The organism is Hymenobacter jeollabukensis, from assembly GCF_005771675.1.
In the GTDB taxonomy this organism is placed as follows: domain Bacteria; phylum Bacteroidota; class Bacteroidia; order Cytophagales; family Hymenobacteraceae; genus Solirubrum; species Solirubrum jeollabukense.
In genome coordinates this window covers 855,533-875,675 of record NZ_VAJM01000001.1, presented here as the reverse complement: position 1 = coordinate 875,675, position 20,143 = coordinate 855,533, and the positions used below count along the sequence as shown (strand labels likewise).

At 66.8% G+C, this 20,143-nt stretch carries 14 protein-coding genes; 6 read left to right on the top strand and 8 right to left on the bottom strand.

Going from position 1 to position 20,143, the window contains the following annotated elements; translation table 11 throughout:
* Nucleotides 1-72 precede the first annotated feature (72 nt).
* The 6 genes from FDY95_RS03755 to FDY95_RS26205 all read left to right on the top strand — a co-directional run bounded on the left by FDY95_RS03755 (nt 73) and on the right by FDY95_RS26205 (nt 6,797).
* Nucleotides 73-1,344, top strand: coding sequence for a class I SAM-dependent methyltransferase (locus FDY95_RS03755; RefSeq protein WP_138075363.1), 1,272 nt, complete (start codon nt 73-75; stop codon nt 1,342-1,344).
* Nucleotides 1,310-2,668 (top strand): DUF4910 domain-containing protein, encoded by a 1,359-nt coding sequence (locus tag FDY95_RS03750; RefSeq protein WP_138075362.1) that lies wholly within the window; start codon nt 1,310-1,312, stop codon nt 2,666-2,668. The genes FDY95_RS03755 and FDY95_RS03750 overlap by 35 nt, the downstream gene beginning before the upstream one ends.
* 47 nt (nt 2,669-2,715) lie before the next feature.
* On the top strand, nt 2,716-3,945 hold the full coding sequence (locus FDY95_RS03745) for a class I SAM-dependent methyltransferase (RefSeq protein ID WP_138075361.1): 1,230 nt from the start codon (nt 2,716-2,718) through the stop codon (nt 3,943-3,945).
* A gap of 62 nt (nt 3,946-4,007) precedes the next feature.
* Nucleotides 4,008-4,928, top strand: a complete 921-nt coding sequence (locus FDY95_RS03740) for a hypothetical protein (RefSeq protein WP_138075360.1) — start codon at nt 4,008-4,010, stop codon at nt 4,926-4,928.
* Between the two features lie 134 nt (nt 4,929-5,062).
* Nucleotides 5,063-6,442 (top strand): glutamate-1-semialdehyde 2,1-aminomutase, encoded by a 1,380-nt coding sequence (locus FDY95_RS03735; RefSeq protein ID WP_138075359.1) that lies wholly within the window; start codon nt 5,063-5,065, stop codon nt 6,440-6,442.
* Nucleotides 6,443-6,623: 181 nt separating this feature from the next.
* Nucleotides 6,624-6,797, top strand: a complete 174-nt coding sequence (locus FDY95_RS26205) for a hypothetical protein (protein WP_171025517.1) — start codon at nt 6,624-6,626, stop codon at nt 6,795-6,797.
* Nucleotides 6,798-6,870: 73 nt separating this feature from the next.
* Here FDY95_RS26205 and FDY95_RS03730 read toward each other — a convergent pair whose 3' ends face one another.
* The 8 genes from FDY95_RS03730 to FDY95_RS03695 form a co-directional block, all read right to left on the bottom strand.
* Nucleotides 6,871-8,163, bottom strand: coding sequence for a UDP-glucose dehydrogenase family protein (locus FDY95_RS03730; protein WP_138075358.1), 1,293 nt, complete (start codon nt 8,161-8,163; stop codon nt 6,871-6,873).
* The gene (locus FDY95_RS03725) at nt 8,160-9,278 is read right to left on the bottom strand and encodes an NAD-dependent epimerase/dehydratase family protein (RefSeq protein ID WP_138075357.1); all 1,119 of its coding nucleotides are present in this window, start codon (nt 9,276-9,278) and stop codon (nt 8,160-8,162) included. The genes FDY95_RS03730 and FDY95_RS03725 overlap by 4 nt, the downstream gene beginning before the upstream one ends.
* A 202-nt stretch (nt 9,279-9,480) precedes the next feature.
* Nucleotides 9,481-10,809: an NAD(P)H-dependent oxidoreductase gene (locus FDY95_RS03720; RefSeq protein ID WP_138075356.1), complete on the bottom strand. Its 1,329-nt coding sequence runs from the start codon at nt 10,807-10,809 to the stop codon at nt 9,481-9,483.
* A gap of 67 nt (nt 10,810-10,876) precedes the next feature.
* Nucleotides 10,877-12,859: a glycosyltransferase family 2 protein gene (locus FDY95_RS03715; protein ID WP_171025516.1), complete on the bottom strand. Its 1,983-nt coding sequence runs from the start codon at nt 12,857-12,859 to the stop codon at nt 10,877-10,879.
* Between the two features lie 84 nt (nt 12,860-12,943).
* Nucleotides 12,944-14,191, bottom strand: coding sequence for a glycosyltransferase family 61 protein (locus FDY95_RS03710; RefSeq protein ID WP_138075354.1), 1,248 nt, complete (start codon nt 14,189-14,191; stop codon nt 12,944-12,946).
* A 37-nt stretch (nt 14,192-14,228) separates the two neighbouring features.
* Nucleotides 14,229-15,191: a GDP-L-fucose synthase family protein gene (locus FDY95_RS03705; RefSeq protein ID WP_138075353.1), complete on the bottom strand. Its 963-nt coding sequence runs from the start codon at nt 15,189-15,191 to the stop codon at nt 14,229-14,231.
* A gap of 129 nt (nt 15,192-15,320) precedes the next feature.
* Complete coding sequence (gmd, locus tag FDY95_RS03700; RefSeq protein ID WP_138075352.1) at nt 15,321-16,433, bottom strand: GDP-mannose 4,6-dehydratase; 1,113 nt, start codon at nt 16,431-16,433, stop codon at nt 15,321-15,323.
* Between the two features lie 364 nt (nt 16,434-16,797).
* Nucleotides 16,798-19,839: an Ig-like domain-containing protein gene (locus tag FDY95_RS03695; RefSeq protein WP_138075351.1), complete on the bottom strand. Its 3,042-nt coding sequence runs from the start codon at nt 19,837-19,839 to the stop codon at nt 16,798-16,800.
* Between the last annotated feature and the right edge of the window lie 304 nt (nt 19,840-20,143).

Here is a 20,143-nt window from a genome sequence, read left to right as displayed (position 1 = left end):
ACTCCCACTGGCCGCTCCTCATTCGCGGTTGCTTTCCTTCTGACCTCTCCGCCTTTTAACGTTACCTGAGCCATGAACTGCCGTCACTGCGGAACCGAGCTGACCCACGTGTTTGCTGACCTCGGCCACTGCCCGCCGTCCAACTCCATGCTAAGCGCCACGCAGCTGGAAGAACCCGAACAGCACTACCCGCTGAAAACCTACGTCTGCGACAACTGCTGGCTGGTGCAGATCGGGGAAGTGAAAAAAGCCGTCGAGATTTTCGGCGAGGAGTACACCTACTTCTCCTCGTACTCGACCTCCTGGCTGGACCATGCCCGCCGCTACGTGGACATGATGATGGCGCGCTTCGGCTACACCGAAGACTCCCTGGTGATGGAAGCCGCCAGCAACGACGGCTACCTGCTGCAGTACTTCCACCAGCACGGCGTGCCGGTGCTCGGCATCGACCCCACGGCCAACACCGCGCGCATTGCCGCCGGCCGCGGCGTGCGCACCCTGGTCGACTTCTTCACCACCCGCCTGGCCCGCGAGCTGGCCGCCGACGGGCAGAAGGCCGACCTGCTGATCTGCAATAACGTGCTGGCCCACGTGCCCGACATGAACGACTTCGTGGGCGGCATGCAGCTAGTGCTCAAGCCCGGCGGCGTGGCTACCCTGGAATTTCCGCACCTGCTGAACCTGGTCGACGACTGCCAGTTCGATACCATCTACCACGAGCACTTCAGCTACCTCTCGCTGAACACCGTGGCCCGCGTCTTCGCCGCCCAGGGCCTCACCGTCTTCGACGTGCAGGAGCTGCCCACCCACGGCGGGTCGTTGCGCGTCTTCGCCCGGCACTCGGCCGACCGCAGCAAGCCCGTAACCGACGCGGTGCGCGAGCTGCTGGCCCGGGAGCGGGCCGCCGGCATGCTCACGCTGGAGTACTACCAGGATTTCCAGCCGCGCCTCGACACGGTGCGGGCCGAGTTCTTGGAGTTCCTGCTGGAGCAGCGCCGCGCGGGCAAAAAGGTCGTCGGCTACGGCGCCGCCGCCAAGGGCAACACCCTGCTCAACTACTGCGGCATTCAGGGCACCGACCTGATGCCCATCGTGGTCGACGCCTCGCCCTACAAGCAGGGCAAGTACCTGCCCGGCAGCCACATTCCGGTATTGTCGCCGGAGGCCATTCGCGAGGAAAAACCTGATTTCGTGGTCATTCTGCCCTGGAACATCAGCGCCGAAGTGGCCGATAACCTGAGCTACATCCGCACCTGGGGCGGGCAATTCGTGACGGCCATTCCGAGCCTGCACATCTTCAGTGAAGGCCATGCAAGCCGCGCCCGCACCGCCCCCGTTTGCTGAGCCGGCGCTGGCCTCGGCCACCGCGTCGGAGCGGGGCGAGGCCCTGCACGCGCTGCTGCGGGAGCTGTACCCCCTGCCGCGCAGCCTGACCGGCGACGGTGTGCGCCAGACGCTGCGCCTGCTGCAGGAGCGCCTGCTGCCTGGCCTCGTCGTCCACGAAGTGCCCAGCGGCACTGCGGTGCTCGACTGGACCGTGCCCGCCGAGTGGCGCATCCGCGACGCGTACGTGGCCACGGCCGAGGGCGAGCGGGTTATCGACTGGCACGCCCACAACCTGCACGTGCTCGGCTACAGCCAGCCGGTGCACAGCTGGCTGACGCTGGACGAGCTGCGCCCGCACCTCTACGCCCTGCCCGAGCAGCCCGATCTGATTCCCTACCGCACCTCCTACTACCACGCCAACTGGGGCTTCTGCCTCACGCAGCGGCAGCTTGAGGCGCTGGACGAACCGATCTACGAAGTCTGCATCGACACCGAGCTGGACCCGCACGGCAGCCTCACCTACGGCGAGCTGCTGCTGCCCGGCGAGGTGGAGGATGAGGTGCTGATTTCCTGCCACGTCTGCCACCCCTCGCTGGCCAACGACAACCTCTCCGGCATCGTGGTGGCCGCGCACCTGGCCCAGGCCCTGAGCCAGCGCCCGCACCGGCTGTCGTACCGGTTCCTGTTCGCGCCCGGCACCATTGGCTCCATCACCTGGCTGAGCCGGCAGACGCCCGCCACGCTGGCCCGCATCCGGCACGGACTGGTGACCACGCTGCTCGGCGGCCCCGGCGCCTTCACTTACAAGCGCACCCGTCTGGGCCAGGCCGACATCGATAGGGTAGTGGCCCACGTGCTGCGCCGCGAAGGCTACCCCCACGAGCTGCGCGACTACGTGCCCTACGGCTACGACGAGCGGCAATTCTGCTCCCCGGGCTTCGATTTGCCGGTGGGCTGCCTGTCGCGCACCCCGCACGGCGAGTTTCCGGAGTACCACACTTCGGCCGACAACTGCCAGTTCGTGCGGCCGGACCAGCTGGATGAGTCGCTGGCGCTGTACGAGCGGGTGGTGCAGGTGCTCGAAGGCAACCAGCGCTACCAGAACCGGCAGCCCTACGGCGAGCCGCAGCTCGGCCGCCGCGGCCTCTACGGCGCCGTGAAGGGCCAGGGCAACCCCCGCGAAGCCGAAATGGCCCTGCTCTGGGTGCTCAGCTACGCCGACGGCCACCACGACCTGCTGGCCATTGCCGAGCGCAGCGGGCTGCCCTTCGCCGTCATCCGCCGCGCCGCCGACCAGCTCCTCGCCACCGACCTGCTTGCGCCCCTTCCGGCCGTCGCCTGAGCCGCCGCTGTCATATTCTTCCACCACCATTAGCGTCCACCAGCCTTATGGAAACCGAACTGCTTACCACTGCCCCGGCCACGACTGCGGCCACCCAGCCCTGCCCGGTGTGCGGCTCCGCCGCCGGCGAAGTGTTTTTCGAAACCCACGGCGTACCCACGCAGTCGGGCATCCTCTGGCCCACCGTCGAGGCGGCCCGGCACGCGCCGACCACCGACATCAGGCTGGCCTTCTGCCCGCACTGCCACTACATCCACAACGAGGCCTACGAGGCCAGCAAAATCACCCACACCCGCAACGACTTCTCCCTGGAGTTTTCGCCCTCGTTCCGGGCCTTCACGCTGGGGCTGGCCACCGACCTGATCGAGCGCTACAACCTGCGCAACGGCCGCATCGTGGACATCGGCTGCGGCGACGGGGACTTCCTGCGCACGCTCTGCCGCCTGGGCCCCAACACCGGCCTGGGCATCGACCCGGGCTACGCGTCGCCGTTCGGCCTGCCCGAGGGCACCAACGAAGCGCTGGGCGTTACGTTCGTGAAGGACTACTTCGGCCCGGCCACCGCGCACGTGCTCGAAGGGGCCACCTTCATCAGCTGCCGCCACATGCTCAACGTGCTGGCCGGCCACGTCACGCAGTTTGTGCGCGACCTACGGGCCGCCATTCCGGCCGGCACCGCGCCCATCGTGTACGTGGAAGTGCCCAACGCGCTCTACGACATCGGCCAGCAGGTGGTGTGGAACATCGTCAACGAGCACGCGTCCTGGTTTACGCCCGCTTCGCTTTCGTACCTGTTCCGCAGCGCCGGCTTCGAGGTGCTGGACGTGCAGCCCTGCTGGCACGGCGAGTACCTGGGCCTGACGGCCCGCCCCACCACCGTGCCCGACCCGGCCACCCTCGCGCCCACCGACGACCCCGAAACGCCCGCCGCCGTGCGCGCCTTCGGCCGCTCGGCCCGGGCCGTGATGGAGCAGTGGCAGGACCGCGTCGACGAGCTGCGTAGCAGCGGCAAGCGCGTCCTCGCCTGGGGCGCCGGCTCGCGCGCCATCACCTTCCTGAACACCTTCGACCTGGCCGACACCGTGCTGGCCGTGGTCGACATCTACCCGCGCCGGCAGGGCCAGTTCATGCCGCTGACGGCCCACCCGGTCATCGCGCCGGAGGCCATCATGGACTACCGGCCCGACGTGATATTCATCACCAACCCGACCTACGCCGACGAAATCCGCACCCAGGCCCGCCAGCTCGGCTTCGAGGGCGAGTTCCTCGTGCTCTGAAGCCTCGCCCGCTTCGCCAACCCCGCTTTCCGCTCCAGACCACTCCAACCCAAAGTAGCTATATGAATACCGTGTACTTCGACTCGCCCATGTCCGACGACCAGCGGCGGGAGCAGCTTTACCGGGGGCAGCTGTTTGCCTACCAGCCCCGGCCCAGCGTGTTGGCGCTGGTGGAGTTCGGCCGCGAATTCGTGCGCGAAGCCTTCGGCGACATCGACCCCGCCCTGGCCCAGCACACCATGACGCCCGAGGCCTACAACGCCATCCTGGCCGATTTCAAGCCGCGCTTCATCAACCACGAGCGGTCCAAGCTCCTGGTGCAGCAGCTGCTGCTCGACTTCGGCTGCGACCCGGAGAAAACCTACTTCGACGTGCCCCGCATGCGCACCGTGACCAGCAACAACTTCCTGACCCACGGCCTGGCCTACCGCTTCGATACGCACCGCGACACCTGGTTTTCGGCCCCGCTGAACCAACTGAACTGGTGGTTCCCGATGTACGAGCACGAGTCCGGTAATGCGCTGGCCTTCCATCCCAATTACTGGGACCGGGGCGTTGCCAACGGCTCGGAAAACTACCATATGCACGAGTGGTACGCCGAGGGCGCCCGCCTGGCCGCCAGCGGCGAGCCGGACCGCCGCGAGCGGCCCCGCGCCTACGACGAGCTGGAGCTGCTGGAGCCGCAGCTGCGGCTGGTGCTGCCCCCCGGCGGCGTCACCATCTTCTCGGCCGCGCAGATGCACTCCACCGTGGTCAACCAAACCGGCCGCACCCGCTACAGCATCGATTTCCGCACCGTGCACATCGACGACGTGCGGGCCCACCGCGGCGCCCCGAACCACGACTCGGCCAGCACGGGCACCAACCTGATTGACTTCTTCCGGGTGTCGGATCTGGCCCGACTGCCCAAGGAGCTGACCGACGAGTACGAGCCCGGCACGCCGCTGCTCGACCCGGCCGTGATGCAGCCCGTGTCGGCCTGACCGGGGCCGAACGCCTGCCCGACGAGGCGCTGGGCCGTGGGCCCGCCAACCCCGGCTCAGCGCCCCGCGGGAAATGCTCCTAACTGCTTGCCAGTTGCCGGTTTCTGCCGGCCTCACTCTCCACCACCTCGCTCATGCTCCTCTCCAACTCTGCTTCGCCCCCGATCTGCCAGCCCGTCACGGCCCCCGATCAGCTGCTGCCCAGCCGCTTTACGGCTTCGCACGCGCTGCAGCCCCGCTTTCACGCCGCCATTCCGGGCGGCAGCCACACCTACGCCAAGGGCGACGACCAGTTTCCCGAGGGCCTGGCGCCCTACCTCGTGCGGGGCCGCGGCTGCCGCGTGTGGGATGCCGACGGCAACGCCTTCGTGGAGTACGGCATGGGGCTGCGCGCCGTCACGCTGGGCCACGCCTACGCCCCGGTGGTGCGGGCCGCCCAGCGCGAAATCAGCCGGGGCACCACCAACGTGGGCCGGCCCACCGTGCTGGAGCTACGTGCCGCCGAGGACTTTCTGGCCACCACCGGCGCCGGCGACATGGTGAAGTTCGCCAAGAACGGCTCCGACGTGACCTCCTCCGCCGTGAAGCTGGCCCGTGCCGCTACCGGCCGCGACCTGGTGGCCCTGTGCCAGGACCACCCCTTTTTCTCCTGCGACGACTGGTTTATCGGCACCACGGCGGTGCGGGCGGGTATTCCCGCGGCCGTGCGCGCGCTGACGCTGACCTTCCGCTACAACGACCTGGCCTCGGTGGAGCAGCTGTTTCGGGAGCATCCGGGGCAGGTGGCCTGCCTGATCCTCGAAATCGAAAAGGACGTGCCGCCCGCGCCCGGCTTTCTGCCCGGCCTGCGCCGCCTCTGCGACCAGCACGGCACCGTGCTCATCTTCGACGAAATCATCACCGGCCTGCGCTGGCACGTGGGCGGCGCCCAGGCGGCCTACGGCGTGCGCCCCGACCTGAGCACCTGGGCCAAAGCCCTCGGCAACGGCTTCAGCATCGCGGCCCTCACCGGCCGGCGCGAGCTGATGGAGCTGGGCGGCCTGCACCACGACAAGGAGCGCGTGTTCCTGCTCTCGACCACCTACGGCGCCGAAAGCCACGCCCTGGCCGCCATGCGCGAGGTGCTGGCTACCTACCGCCGCGAGCCGGTCATCGAGCACCTGCGCCAGGCCGGCGACTACCTGCGCCGCCTGCTCGAGCAGTCCATTGCCGAGCACGGCCTGACCGACTACTTCAGTCTGCAGGGGCCACCGCAGTGCATGATCTACGTCACCCGCGACGCTGCCGGGCTGCCTTCGCAGGGCTTCCGCACGCTGTTTTTGCAGGAAACGCTGCGCCGCGGCCTGCTGCTGCCCTCGCTCATCGTGAGCTACGCCCACCAGCCCGCCGACATTGAGCTAACCGCCGAACGAATTCACGAAGCCCTGGCCGTGTACCGCCGCGCCATCGACGAGGGCCTCGACCAATACCTGCACGGCCGCGCCGTGCAACCCGTGTACCGAGTGCGAAACTGAAAGGTGGAGCAGTTTCGATGCTTAGGTGCCGCGCCGTCGGTCTCGCAAGAGGCCGGCGGCGTTGTTATTCCGGGCGAGTCGCAAGAGGTGAGCCGGGGCCGGCGGGAGCCAGTTGGAATTGCCCGCTGCCGGCAATATCTTCACGCTGCCGGACTACCCGAAGCGGATTGACCCCGATACCATGTTTGCCCGACTGCCGCCTTTTATCTGGTTATTGCTGGCGCTGCTGCTGCTTTGCTGCCTGAGCTGCGGCCTGCAGTATGGCCCGACAGGCTTCTTCCGGGCCCTGCGCAACGCCGGGCCGCCGGCATTAGCCGTGGGCTGGATTTACGCCTACTGGAAAAGCAGAGGATGAATGGTGGCTGGCCCATACGCAAAAGCCCGCTGCCGGTACCGGCAGCGGGCTTTTGCGTATGGGCCGGCTTGAATTACCGGGCCAGCGGTACCAGCGGCGGGTGCTGCACCTGCTGCTCAGTGAGGGCGTAGCGGAAGTCGAACAGCGGCTTGCTGGCCAGCAGCTCGCGCCGCTGCCGAAACTCGGGCCAGCTGGTGAGCAGCACCAGCGCATCGACCTGCTCCACCAGCTCGGGCAGCGAGTCGGCGTAGGCAATGGGCAGCTGGGTTTCGCGGGCAAAGACCTCGTTGGCCATCGGGTCGTAGGCCACGATGCGGGTGTAGCCGCGGGCGCGCAGCTTCTCGATGATGGCCCGGCTCGGGCTCAGGCGCACGTCGTCGGAGCCGCTCTTGAAGGAGAGGCCCAGGATGCCGATGCGCTGCTGCGGCGTGACCTGAGCGGCAATCTGCTCGACCACGAAGTCCTTGATGTCCTCGTTGATCTGCAGGTTGGCGGGCAGCATTTTGGGCTGGTAGCCGTGGGTTTGGGCAATGCTGTTGAGCGCGGCCGTGTCCTTGGGCAGGCAGTAGCCGCCGTAGCCGCAGCCCGGAAACACGTAGCTGGCCATGGCCGCCGGCGTACCCGACCAGCGCCGGTCCTGGTGCAGCAGCTGGAAAGCCGCCGGCACGTCGATGCCGCCGATGTGGTGGGCTATCATGGCCATTTCGTTGGCGAAGCTCACCAGGGTCGACAGCAGCGTGTTGGAGAGGTACTTGACAAACTCGGCCGTGCTGAAGTCCACGAAGTGCACCGGCGCGTTGAAGGGCAGGTACAGCTCCGCCAGCACTTCCTTGGCCGCTTCGTCCTGCACGCCCACCACCACGCGGTCGGGGTGCATGAAGTCGTTCCAGGCGTGGCCTTCGCGCAGAAACTCGGGGTTCGAAGCCAGGCCTAGCTGCTTGCCGTACTGCTGGCTCAGCTCGGCCACGAAGGGCTGCACCGCGCGCGCCACCGTGGAGGGCGGCACCGTCGATTTCACCACCAGCACCCGGTAATCCGCGTCGCTGACGGCGAAGACCTCGCGCACCGCGTCGAGCAGGTAGGCGAGGTTAGCCTGGCCGTCGGGCAGGCCGGGCGTGCCCACGCAGATGATGACGGCGCGGCTGTCGTTGACGGCTTCTTCCAGCGAGGCGTCCACCACGAAGTTGTGGCCCAGCTCCTCGCGCAGCGCGTCTTCCAGGTGGGGCTCGTAGAAGGGCACCTCGTAGCGGCGGATGCTCTCCACCCGCGCCGCGTCCACGTCGATGCCGTAGACCTTGAAGCCTTTCTTGCTGAAGCCCAGGGCCGTGGTCAGCCCCACGAAGCCCAATCCGAGTACGGTAATCATGAGACGCTACGGGTCATGGAGTGGTGGAGAAACTGCAGGTAGCGGCGGATGCCCGTGGCCACGTCGACCGTGGGCGCGTACCCCAGCACGGCGCGGGCCTTGGCGAGGTCCGGGCAGCGGCGGTTGGGGTTATCCGTAAGATACTCTTTATCAGCGGAAACTTGAAACGTGATGCGCCCCGGGTAGCCGAAAATGTCGCGCCCGGCCTCGGTAAACAGCTCCGCGAACTGCCGCACCGACAGCTCGGGCTGGTCCTGGCCGATGTTGAACACGTCGAACTCGCCGTGCAGCAGCACTTTCAGGTAGCCGCTGATGGCGTCGGCGATGTAGCAGAAGGTGCGCGTGGGCGAGCCGTCGGAAAGGATTTCCAGGTCGCGGCCTTCCACCACGGCCTTGGCGAAGTCGGCGGGCAGGCGCTTGTCGCCCAGGCTCATGCCCGGGCCGTAGTTGTTGAAGGGCCGCGCAATGCCGATGGGCATCTGGTACTTCTGGGCGAAGAGGTAGCAGAGCGTCTCGCCGAAGCGCTTGGCCTCGTCGTAGCAGGCGCGCGGGCCGATGCTGGCCACGTTGCCGCGGTAGTCCTCGGGCGTGGGAATGAACTGGGGCTGCGGGTCGCCGTAAATCTCGCTGCTCGAAAAGAACAGGAAGCCGCGCAGAGGCCGCTCGGCGTAGTAGTCGAGCAGGCGGCGCAGGCCGGTCACGTTCGCATCCACGGTTTCGAGCGGGTAGATGCGGTAAAACGTCGGCGAGGCAATGGAGGCGAGGTGAATAATGAGGTCGGCCTCGGCCGCGCCGGGCACCGCGGCCACCTCGTCGGTGATGACGTTGAACTCGTGCAGCTGAATCAGCTCGGGGTGCCGGGCCGTCAGCTCGTCCAGCCAGTCCTTGGTGCCGGTCAGGAAGTTTTCCAGCGCCACCACCCGCCGTAACCCCAGCTCGGGGGCGTACTCGGCGAAGAAGTGCATGAAAAAGTAGCCCAGAAAGCCTCCGCAGCCGGTAATGAGCACGGTGGCGTCCCGGAACTTGGCCCGCTCGGCGGCGGTGAGCGTGGCGTATACCGCCGCCAGGTCTTCGCGGAGGATGCGGTTGTCGGTTGTGGTGGCTACGGCTTCCATGGGAAGGGGCCTCACCCCCCCGGCCCCCTCTCCGAGGGAGAGGGGGAGCCGCGGCGGCGCGGACGTTAGTGGTGGAGAAGAGAATTGATGGAACGGGCGGGGCCGCGCAGCGCGAGCGGAGCGGCCCCGCGTCGTCAGAACGATGCCATTGCTGACGGCCGGCTCCCCCTCTCTTTTGGAGAGGGGGCCGGGGGGTGAGGCCCTACGCCAGCGCCGCCGCGGCTGGCAGCGCCTGGGCCTGCAGGTGCGGGAAGAAGCGGGCCTGCTGCTCGCGCCAGAGGCGCTGCACCAGGTTGTCTTCGGGCAAAATCACGTCGTCGAAGGTCAGGGGCGTGTCGCGCTCCACGGCGTGGCGCAGCGTGCAGCCTTCGGCCAGGCCCACGGGCAGCAGGTTTAGCTGGCGGGCGGTGCCGGCGTTTTCGCACTGCCCGTAGGTGTCGTAGCCGCCGAGGCCGTCGAGGCGGTGGCCGGCCGGCAGCGGCGTTTTGGCCAGGGTGATGACCTCCACCACCGGCGCGCCGAGCGGGGCCATGGTCACGTCCTGCAAGAGCACGAGCCGGGCAATGGAGTGCGGAATTTCGGCGTAGATGAGGTGGTAGGGCTGGTAGAACGAGTACAGCGGCCCCGGCCCCAGCTTGCCGTAAGCGAGGTAGTGCTTGGATTTGGGGTCGTCGGTGGTGGCGTACACGAACACGCCGGGGCCGGGCTTGGGCCCCACCACGTAATCCACGATGCCGCCCAGGCGCTTCAGCTCGTCGATGTCGTACCACGAGGTCATGTCGTCCACGTGGCCGTCGTGCCGGTAGCCGTACATGCCGCGCCGGGCCACGCCCATGCCGGTGGCGTTGGCCACGGTGGCCTGCTCGATGCTGATTTTGGTGCCATCGGCGAAGCTGGTGACCATTTCGGGCGTCAGGTGCCACTGCGCGGCGAAGCCGGCCTGGGTGGTGGGGTTGCGGTAGTAGTCCTGCAGCCCCTTGATGTTGCCGCAGAGCAGCGGCGTCAGTCCCATGCCCTGCACGAAGCGGTACAAATCGATGATGCAGCCGGGCTGGTCGCCGGAGCAGCCGCTGAGCAGCACCCCGGCCTGGTCGGCGTACACTTTCAGGATGGGCCCGATCAGCGCGTCCACTTCGGGGTTGAACAGCAGGACGTTGCGCCCGTTGGCTATGGCCTTCATAATCAGGCCGGCGGCGTAGTGAACGGTGCCGGTGCACTCCACCAGCAAGTCCAGCCCGTCGACCTCGCAGAGCAGCTCCCCGTCATCAACGACGGCCAGCTGGCCCGCGTCGAGGCAGGCCTGCAGCTCGGCGCGGCTGCTGCACTCGCGGGCCACGTGGCCGGTATAGGCGTAGGCCTGGTGGGCCTTGGCGAGGGTGCGGTTGGCAATGACGCTGACTTCCATGCCCGGCGTGTAGCGCATCACCTGGTTGACCATGCCCTGGGCCATTTCGCCCGCACCCCATAGGCCTACTCGAACGGGGCGGCCGGCGCGCTGCCGGGCGTCCAGCAGTTTGTCGATAATAATCATGACGGAAGCGGTTGTTGGTGGAGAAGTGGGCCGCGGCGGGCCGGTAAAGCGAGGGGCGGACGGGTGGTCAGTGGGCCGGGGCAGGTGCGGAGGTCGGGGCAGGCGTGCGGGTACTGGCGGGCGGCATCGTGGTGCCTTCGTTTGGGAACCGCGGCGAGGCCAGCAGCAGGGCCGAGAGGCCCATGCGCGCCGGCGCCCAGCGGGCCGGCATGGCGAGCTGGCGCAGGGCGGGCAAGTCGAAGAGCTGCAGTACCTGGCGGGCGGCGTCGGCATCGTGCTGCTGCAGGCTGCGGTAGGCCCCGGCAAGGATGAACTGGTGGAAGAAGTGCGCCTGGGCCCGGCGCAGGTGCGGCTCGGGCAGCAGGCCGGTGGCCCGCACTTTCTCGAAGATGCGCAGCAGGTTATCGACGGTGGCGGGGGTGAACATGCGGGCCGTAATGGCCCCGGTGTGCACCGTGTAGGCCGCCGTGCAGGCGGGCACGCGCAGCACGCCGTGCCGGGCAAACACCCGGGCCCAGAGGTCGGTGTCGGCGGTGCTGCCCTGGCTTTCGTCGAGGCCGCCCGCTTCGGCGTAGGCCGCCCGGCTCACCACGATGGCCGGAATGCGCACGAAGGACGAATTGGTCAGCAGCTGCTCCACGGCCTCGGCGGGCGGCAGGTAGGTTTCCTCGGTCGCGCGCTGGTAGCGCAGCCGGCGCTTTTCCATGTCCACCACTTCCACGCCGAAGAGCACGGCCTGGTGGCTGGTCTGCACCTGGTGCAGGGTGTTGAGCATCCGCTCCAGGCCCCCGGCCAGCAGGTAGTCGTCGTCGTGCAGGTGCAGCACGTAACGGCCGCGGGCGCGCTGCAGGCACAGCCGGAAGTTGTCGACGGCGTTGCTGCCGGCGGGGTTGCGGTAGTAGCGCCACTGGCCAGCGGGCTGGGGCGTCAGCAGACGGTGGGCGGCTTCCTCGCAGGCGTCGTCGGCCACTGAGTTGTCGGATACCAGCACTTCCACCTCGGCCGGCAGCGGACCGATGGAGGCCAGCGCCCGGCTCAGCAGCTCGGGCCGGTGGTAGCAGGGCACGCAGATGCTCAGCAGCGGGGCCACGGGCAGCGGCCGTTCGGCGGCGGGCTGCCAGCCGCGCCGGGCCCGGGCCTGCACGCGTTGCCGGGCACCCCACAGGGCCCGGCGGTGCCGCCACACGTAGCGGTAGGCCGTCAGGGAGCGTGGCTCGCGCAGCACCAGAAACAGCAGGATGGCCAGCTGCCGGGGCAGGGCCTGCAGCCAGGTGCCCAGCGCCTGGCCCACCGGCGCATTCTTGATGAGCAGCAACAGCTGGTTTTTCACTGCGTCGGCCTTGATGGCCCCGTTCAGGCGCTGGCGCAGGGCCCAGTTGCCGGGGCGGAACACGCGCGGGTGCACGGCCCGGCAGCCCGGCTCCAGCCAGGTGCGCCAGCCAAACAGCTCCCCGCGCCAGGCCACGTCCCAGTCTTCCTTGTGGGCAAAAAACCGCTCGTCGAAGAACTGCCCTTCCACCCGCAAGTCGTCGATAAAGCGGCGGCGGTAGAGGGGCAGGGCGCCGTCGGCACCGGCCACCCAGCCGGGCTGCACGGTGGCTTGGCTCAGCAGCTCGTTGTGGTGGCGCAGGCCGTAGCGCCCGCCCGGCAGGGCCAGCAGCCCGGCCGAGTCGATGCGTGGGTCCGCATCGTGGCTTTGCACCAGCAGCCCGCACACGGCCCCGATGCGGGCGTCGCGCTGCATGGCCGAGAGGGCCCGGGCCAGGTAGTCGGGGGCCATGTCCACGTCGGGGTTCACCAGCAGCACGTAGTCGGTGCGGGTGCGGTCGAGGGCGTAGTTGTGGCCGCCGCAGAAGCCGGTGTTCTGGGGCAGCCGGTGCAGGCGCACGCGGGCGTCAGTGGCGGCCAGGGCGGCCACGCGGGCGCAGGTGTCGTCGGCCGAGGCGTTGTCGACCACCCACACCACGAAGTCGCGGTAGCTCTGCCGCAGCACCGAGCGCAGGCAGGCTTCGATGGTGGCGGCGCTGTTCCAGCTCACGATGGACAGCAAAACGGAAGGAGTACTAGCACCCATGACTGGCGGAAGTCAGTAGAAAAAACAGGCCGGGGTGGTGGCGCCCCGCGGCCGCGGGCGTCAGGAGGCCACCGCCGCGGCCGGCTGGCCGAGCAGGTGGGTAAGGCAGAGACGCAGCGCGTCCAGGTCGACGGTCAGATGCTCCCGGCGGGCGTCGCCGAGGTTGGTGGCGGCCTGCGCGTTCGGGCACACCAACCACTGGTAGCTCAGCCCGAGGCGGTAGCTGAATTCCATAAAATCGGGCACCACGAAGCCCTGAGGCAGCAGCTCCAGCACCGGCGTGCCCGGAGCCGCAAACGCCAGGTTGCTCAGCCCCGCGCCCACCGGTCCGATGATGGCCTTGGCCCCGCCGAACAGCGCCACCTTTTCGGCGAAGCTGAGCTGGCTGAGCACGTAGGTGCGGAAGCCGTAGGGCCGCAGCAGCTCCTCCACGGCGGCTTCATTGAGCACGTGGCGGGCATCGGCGTCGCGGCGGCTGATGTAGACGTAGGGCGCGAACTGCCGGGCCTGCACCAGCGCCGGATCGGGCGGCAGGTAGCTGCGGCGCAGGAAGTCGCAGGCCCACTCCGGCGTGTGCGCCCCGGTGCCGCGCACCGGCGAGGTCACCAGCAGGCGGTCGGCGCGCAGGTGGCGGTGGGTGCGCACGTCGATGACCTGCTCGGGCCGAATACCCAGCGGCGTCAGCGTTTGCAGCACGAAGCGCCAGTCGCGGTTGTAGACCAGGAAGTAATCCACCTCGCGCAACAGCCCGGCCGCCTGCAGCAGGTGCAGCCGCGGCAGCGAGTCGATCAGCCAGTGGTAGTAGTTGCCGATGGCCGCCCCGCCGCCCGCCAGCAGGCTGCACACGGTGCCAGCCACGGGCACGGGCTCCAGAAAGTATGCCTGCCGGAAGATGTTGTTGTCCTCGGGCCGGATGGTTTCCCAGGTTTTGTTGGTGTACTGAAACGAGGCGTCGCCCACCAGCCGGTCGTCGGCGGCTATGACGGCCACCGAGTCGTTGTTGTCGGCGTAGAGGCGGCCGCCGCGCAGCTCCAGCACGAAGGCAGCGGGCACTTCTTCGGTGCGCGGGGGCTTGCTGTGCAGGTGCCCGCCGTAGGCCGAAGCGGCCTCGTAGAACGCCGCCGGAATGTCGGTGTGCGAGGTGTGGGCCGCCTCCACTTCGTAGTAGGTGGCGGCGGCTCCGGGTATCTCGGGCAGCTCCCGGCTCGTGGCATGAATGCCCACCGGGCGGTAGTGCAGATTCAGCGGCAACCACTCGCGCAGCAGGCGGCCGGCGCGGCGTTGGGCTCTTTCCAGTAGCTGATGCATGGCGGAAGCGGGGTCAGAGGGTGGAGACTCGCCCGGCTCAGGCTGCCAGCATCGGCGCGGGTTGCGGGGCCAGCAGGTGGCGCCACTCGGCGTCGGTAATGGTGCGGGCCAGCCCCTCGCGCAGGCTGATCTGGTGGTGCCAGCCCAGGCCGTGCAGGCGGCTCACGTCGAGCAGCTTGCGCATGGTGCCGTCGGGCTTGCTGCTGTCGAACACGACCTCGCCGCGGAAGCCCGTCAGCTCGGCCAGCAGGCCCGACAACTCGCGGATGGTCAAATCTTCGCCGGTGCCCACGTTCACCGGCTCGCGGCCGTCGTAGTGCAGCATCAGGTGCAGGCAGGCGTCGGCTAGGTCGTCCACGTGCAAGAACTCGCGGCAGGGCGCGCCGGTGCCCCACACGGTCACCTGGGGCAGGTTCAGGTCGGCCGCTTCGCTGAACTTGCGCAGCAGGGCCGCCATCACGTGCGAGTTCTGCAGGTCGTAGTTGTCGTGCGGGCCGTAGAGGTTGGTGGGCATCACCGTGATGAAGTTGCAGCCGTGCTGGTCGCGGTAGGCCTCGCACATCTTCAGGCCGGCAATCTTCGAAATGGCGTAGGGCTCGTTGGTGGGCTCCAGCTGCCCGGTCAGCAGGTACTCCTCGCGGATGGGCTGCGGGGCCAGCTTGGGGTAGATGCACGAGGAGCCCAGGTACAGCAGCTTCTTCACGCCGTGGCGGTAGGCCTGGTCGAGCACGTTGCCCTCGATCATGAGGTTGTCGTAGAGGAAGTCGGCGCGGTAGGTGTTGTTGGCGTAGATGCCGCCCACCTTGGCGGCGGCCAGCATCACGTACTCGGGGCTCTCGTCGGTGAAGAAGGCGGCCACGGCGGCCTGGTCGCGCAGGTCCAGCTCCTTGGAGGTGCGGGTGATGATGTTGGTGTAGCCGGCGCGGCGCAGCCGCCGCACGAAAGCCGAGCCCACCATGCCACGGTGGCCCGCCACGTAGATTTTGGCGTTCAGGTCCATGTTGAAGAAAAGGTAAAGGGGTGAAATGGTGAGTGGTGAACTGGTGAGTTGATGTTCGAGCGACGCGGAACTGTGCATTGCGCGCAGCCGGCGCGGCACTCACGATTTCACCAGCTCACCAATTCACAGCTATTCATAGTAGTTGAGCACGCGGTGGCCGGCTTCGAGCAGCACGGCATCGCGGCGGAACACTTCCAGGTCGGCCTGCATCATGTCCTGCACCAGCGCGGGCAGGTCGTAGCGGGGCGTCCAGCCCAGCTTCTGCTGCGCCTTGGTCGGGTCGCCGATGAGCAATTCCACCTCGGTGGGGCGGTAGTAGGCGGGGTCCACGGCCACCACTTCCTTGCCCAGCGGCAGCTGGTAGTCGGGGTTGTGGCAGGCCACCACGTGGCCGGTTTCGTCGGCGCCTTCCCCGAAGAAGGTCAGCTCCACGCCCAGCTCGGCAAAGGCCATGCGCACGAAGTCGCGCACGGTGGTCGTCACGCCGGTGGCAATGACGAAGTCCTCGGGCGTGTCCTGCTGCAGAATGCGCCACATGGCTTCCACGTAGTCCTTGGCGTGGCCCCAGTCGCGGCGCGCGTCCAGGTTGCCCAGGTAGATTTTGTCCTGCAGCCCCAGCCCGATGCGGCTCACCCCGCGGGTGATTTTGCGGGTCACGAAGGTTTCGCCGCGCAGCGGGCTTTCGTGGTTGAAGAGGATGCCGTTGCAGGCGTACATGCCGTAGGCCTCGCGGTAGTTCACCGTAATCCAGTAGCCGTAGAGCTTGGCCACGGCGTAGGGCGAGCGGGGATAAAACGGCGTGGTTTCGCGCTGCGGCACTTCCTGCACCAGGCCGTACAGCTCTGAGGTCGAGGCCTGGTAGATGCGCGTCTTGCGCGTCAGGCCGAGGATGCGGACCGCCTCCAGCAGCCGCAGGGTGCCGATGCCGTCGACGTCGGCCACGTACTCGGGCGTGTCGAAAGACACCTTCACGTGCGACATGGCGCCGAGGTTGTAAATCTCGTCGGGCTGCACCTCCTGAATGATGCGGATCAGGTTCGTCGAGTCCGTCAGGTCGCCGTAGTGCAGCTTGAAGCGCACCTCCGATTCGTGCGGGTCCTGGTAGAGGTGGTCGATGCGGTCGGTATTGAACAGCGAGGAGCGGCGCTTGATGCCGTGAACCTCGTAGCCTTTGCTGAGGAGCAGTTCAGCCAGGTAAGCTCCATCCTGGCCGGTAATGCCGGTAATAAGGGCACGCTTCATGGGCAGAGAAGGTGAAGTGGTGGAGAGTTCGGAAAAGCAGCACTGTAGAACTTTGCCAGCAAATAATTGCATTAGAATTGGTAATTGCAATGGTTGTTGTAGGAAAAATTATTTATTTGTAAGGAATAGTTATATAGCAAGCGGCTAAGCACAAAAAAGCCTGACGCTTTAGCGTCGGGCTGAGCAAAAGGGCCTTGGAAATTGGTGACGCACCGGCCTCAGGCAGCCAAGTAAGCCCGCCCCAACGCGGAGCACCGCCGCAACATGCGGGTATGAGCAGGCAGAAAGGCTCCCTGAGTGCCCCTGAAAAACAACAGCGCCCGGCCTTGGGGGCCGGGCGCTGTACCGAGGAGCTGGTGGAAAATTACTGGACCTTGAAGATTTCGACGCCCGAAACGTTGGCGTAGCCGCCGCTGGTCTGGAGCAGGATCTGGCCGTTGGTCACCGTCACGCGCAGCGGGGTGGTCTTGCGCCAGGTGCCGGCGGGGCCGCTGTTGTAGTTGGTCAGCAGCGTCTGGCCGTTTACCGTCGCGCTGAAGGTTTCGGCGGCGTTGTCCTCGAAGAGGTAGTAAGCCACTTCGTAGGTGCCATTCGGCACGTTGGTCACGTTGTAGCGCAGGTTCTGGCCGTACACGAAGGAGCGGATCATGCCCGCGCGGGCGGCGTCGGTAGCCGGGTTCAGCGTCACGTTCGGCGTAGCCAGGCGGGTGCCGTTGGTGCTCACATTAGCGGCCGTGTTGCCGGCTTCGTAGCTAAGCCCGTCGATGGTCGAGGCGCTGCCGTTCACGTTGATGGCGCGGAAGAGGGTGCGCGTCGTCGGCGTGGTCGTCGGAGGCGTAGTCGGCGTGGTCGTGCTCTGCTTCCAGATTTCGATGCCCGAGAGGTTGGCGGCGCCGCCCTGCAGGTCCACCGAGATGTTACCGTCCGTTACGTTGGCCGTGAAAGGGCCCACGCGCTTCCAGCTGCCACCCGTGCCGCTGTTGAAGGCCGGTAGTACTTTCTGGCCTTCCACCGAGATGTCGTAGGTTTCGGGGCTGTTATCCTCGAATACGTAGAGGTACACGGCGTAGGTCCCGTTGGCCACATTGCCGACCGAGGCCGTCACGTGGTAGCCCCAGATAAAGGAGCGAATCAGGTCGGTGCGCGAAGCGTCGGTGCTCGGGTTCAGAGCCACGCTGCTCGTCAGGGGCGAGCCGCCGGTGTAGCTTACGTTAGCGGCGTTGCCGGCTTCCCAGGCGTTGCCGTCCAGAGTCATGGCCGAGCCGTTTACGTTCAGGCCACGGAAGAAGGTGTAGCCGCTCGGGCCCGTGGTGCTGCCGCCGCCGGTAGCGGGGGGCGTCGTGGTCTGAGCTGCGGCTACCGTTACGCTTACGGCCGTCGAGGTGGCGGCGGCGCCGGCGTTGTCCGTAGCCTTAGCCGTCAGCGAGAGGGTGCCGGTGGCCGTGGGGGTGTAGCTCAGCGTGTACGGAGCCGAGGTGTCTTCGCCAAGCTTGGTCGAGCCGTTGAAGAACTCCACTTTGGCAATGGTGCCGTCCGGGTCAGCGGCCGTAGCCGAGAGGGCCAGGGCCGTGTTCACCGTTACCGAGCTGGCAGCCGTCAGGGCCACGGTCGGGTTCTGGTTGGCGGCGGCGGCGTTTTGCTTCCAGATTTCGATGCCCGAGAGGTTGGCGTCGCCGCCCGAGGTAGCTACCGAGATGGTGCCGTTGGTCACGTTGGCCGTGAAGGGGCCGATGCGCTGCCAGCTACCAGCCGAGCCGCTGTTGAAGCCCGAGCGAACCGTCTGGCCCTGCACCGAGATGTCGTAGGTTTCGGCGTTGTTGTCTTCCCACACATAGAGGTAGACGCCGTAGGTGCCGTTGGCCACGTTGCCGACCGAGGCCGTCACGTTGCGGCCGTACACGAAGTTGCGGATCATGTCAGCGCGGCCGGCGTCGGTGTTCGGCGTCAGCGCCACGTTGGGGGCCGAGTAGGGCGTCGCGTTGACGGTTACACCCGCAGCGCCGCTGGCGGCTTCCCAGTTGTTGCCGTCCAGGGTCACGGCCGAGCCGTTCAGGTTCAGACCGCGGAAGAAGGAATAGCCGCTCGGGCCGGTCATCGGCGTGCTGCCGGTGTTGCCGCTGCCCGTCGTGCCACCGCTGGTCGGGGGCGTGGTGGGAGTCGTCGGCGTGGTCGGCGTCGTGGGGGTAGTCGGCGTGGTGGCCGGGCCACCGCCGTTAGCGCCCACGGTGATGCCGTTCTGCTGCAGCTTCTGCTGCCACAGGGTGAATTCGTTGTCTTCGGTCTGCAGCGTGATGGGGTTCGGCAGGTGAGTAGTGCCGGTGCACGGGGTGCAGTTGCCGTAGCTCAGGTCGTGGCGGTCCGGGTAAGGGATGCTGTAGCCCACGCTGCGGAAGCCGATGGTGTTGTTCTCCACGCGGTTGCCGAAGAACACGTTGCTCGGCATCTGGTAGGAGTTGAAGATCGAAGTAGCGGCGTACACGGCGCGCATCGGCGTGCCATCGGGGAAGTACGAGCTGGTAATCAGGCGGTTGTCGTGGTAGTAGTTGTCGTGGCCGGCGGCAATGTTCATCGACGCGTTCGAGGTGGCCAGAAACTGGTTGTTGTAAGCTTCCACGTAGGCCGTGGTCGTGCTCGGCGACGAGCCGTCCCCGTCGGTGGTCATGCCCGTACCCGAGTAGCTGGTGCCATTGGCGGGGTAGGGGTAAGCACCCTTGATGAAGTTGTCGTGCACCCGCACCGGGCTCGAAGCCGTGCCCGAAGCGTTGTAGAAGTTGATGATGTCGCCCGTCGAGCATTCGTTGGGCGTGTTGATAACCTGGTTGAAGGCTACCTCCATGTTGGCCACGCCCTGCACGGTGTTGAAGCCGATGAAGCTGCCGTTGTACTCCTGCGCGCTGCCCGAAATCTGGTTCCGGAAGCGGCCATCGATATTCGTTGCCTTATTGTAGCGCACGCGCACCGTCTCCGAGGTCGAGCCGTTGCCCGTCCAGCGGTACACCACGATGCCGCAGGTGTGGTCGAGGTAGTTGTTTTCCACCACCAAGTTGCGCCCGTCGCTGATGACGATGAAGCGGCCGCGGGGCACGTTGTCCATCGTGGGCGTCAGGCCGTAGCCCTGGCTGTTGCGGATGGTTACGTTGCTGCCACCCCCAGCACGGATCAGGTCACTGGCGCTGGCGATGATGCAACCTTCCAGAATCACCGGTTGCGACGTGTTGATGGTCACGGCCGGGGTGCTGGAGTCATTGCTACGGTAGTTACCAGTGTAAGTACCGCCTTGGGTAATGTTGATGGGCCCTTGAAACGTCACATTCGGAACGTTCTGGGCCGAGAGCGGCAGCGCCAGAAAGTTCATTACCAACAGCACGAGCGCCACCAACGGCAGAAAGCGTGCACCAGAGGACATTTCACGGTCAAACCGCGGCCGGATGTTTCCAGAGGTTTTTTGCATTCTGTTTTTGTTTATGAGAAACCCTATATAGGGTTTGTTGAGTGCTTAACCGTGTCAGGAGTCAATCCGTTCCGGCGAGCTGATTTTTTTTGTGCAATTACTTTCAAAGTATTCCGGGGCTCCCGTCTTGCGCCTTTGGCAACTGTTTTCACGGGGCTGGCCGGCCGGATCCAGCAGCGGAGCGGTAGGCTGATGCGCGGCCCGGCTTAAGGCGGCGCTACCTGAAAAAGGGGTATGTATGCAGTAAATGAAGTCATTG